This is a genomic window from Ruegeria faecimaris, assembly GCF_900182615.1.
In the GTDB taxonomy this organism is placed as follows: Bacteria; Pseudomonadota; Alphaproteobacteria; order Rhodobacterales; family Rhodobacteraceae; genus Ruegeria; species Ruegeria faecimaris.
Window position 1 is genome coordinate 1 of record NZ_FXTE01000035.1, and the last position, 1,383, is coordinate 1,383.

1 protein-coding gene is annotated in these 1,383 nt (G+C 58.4%); it reads left to right on the forward strand.

What is annotated here, in order from left to right; all coding sequences use genetic code 11:
* Nucleotides 1–1,176 (forward strand): elongation factor Tu (gene tuf / locus FN806_RS20340; RefSeq protein WP_142640426.1); only part of this gene is annotated, 1,176 nt, incomplete at its 5' end.
* Nucleotides 1,177–1,383 lie beyond the last annotated feature (207 nt).

A 1,383-nucleotide genomic window follows, 5' to 3' on the forward strand; every position in this document is an offset into this window, starting at 1 on the left:
ATGGCAAAGGAAAAGTTTGAGCGTAATAAGCCGCACGTCAACATCGGCACGATTGGCCACGTTGACCACGGCAAGACGACGCTGACCGCAGCAATCACCAAGTATTTCGGTGACTTCAAAGCGTATGATCAGATTGACGGCGCGCCGGAAGAGAAGGCCCGCGGCATCACCATCTCGACGGCCCACGTGGAATACGAGACCGATGCGCGTCACTACGCCCACGTTGACTGCCCCGGCCACGCCGACTACGTCAAGAACATGATCACCGGTGCGGCGCAAATGGACGGCGCGATTCTGGTTGTGAACGCGGCTGACGGCCCGATGCCTCAGACCCGCGAGCACATTCTGCTGGGCCGCCAGGTTGGTATCCCGACCATGGTCGTGTTCATGAACAAAGTTGACCAGGTTGACGACGAAGAGCTGCTGGAGCTGGTTGAAATGGAAATCCGCGAGCTGCTGAGCTCGTATGATTACCCTGGCGACGACATTCCGATCATTGCCGGTTCGGCACTGGCCGCGATGGAAGGCAACAACCCGGAAATCGGCGAAGAATCGATCCGCAAGCTGATGGCTGCCGTGGACGAGTACATCCCGACGCCTGAGCGTGCTGTTGACCAGCCGTTCCTGATGCCGGTCGAAGACGTGTTCTCGATCTCGGGCCGTGGTACAGTTGTGACCGGTCGTGTTGAGCGTGGCGTGATCAATGTTGGCGACGAGATCGAAATCGTCGGCATCCGCGACACCAAGAAAACCACCTGTACCGGTGTTGAAATGTTCCGCAAGCTGCTGGATCGTGGAGAAGCGGGCGACAACATCGGCGCGCTGCTGCGTGGTATTGACCGTGAAGGTGTTGAGCGTGGCCAGGTTCTGTGTAAGCCGGGTTCGGTTACACCGCACACCAAGTTCGAAGCCGAAGCCTATATCCTGACCAAGGAAGAGGGTGGCCGTCACACGCCGTTCTTCGCGAACTACCGTCCGCAGTTCTACTTCCGTACAACTGACGTGACCGGCACCGTGACCCTGGCAGCTGGCACCGAGATGGTTATGCCCGGCGACAACGTGTCGTTCGAGGTTGAGCTGATCGCACCGATCGCGATGGAAAACGGCCTGCGTTTCGCCATCCGCGAAGGCGGCCGCACCGTCGGCGCCGGCGTTGTGTCGAAAATCGTCGAGTAATTCGCGCAAGCGAATGATCAAATGGAAAGGGCGCCCATCCGGCGCCCTTTCTCGTTTGATCTCGACAAGCCCGCGACGCACCCATGTCGTACACCAAAGAGTGTTGAGTGATCGGAGGCGGTGATGAGATCGTTCGTCGAATAGTCTCAGACCTAACCGTCGAAACAAAAAAAGCCCGCCCCAAACGGGGCGGGCTTTTTCTGTTTG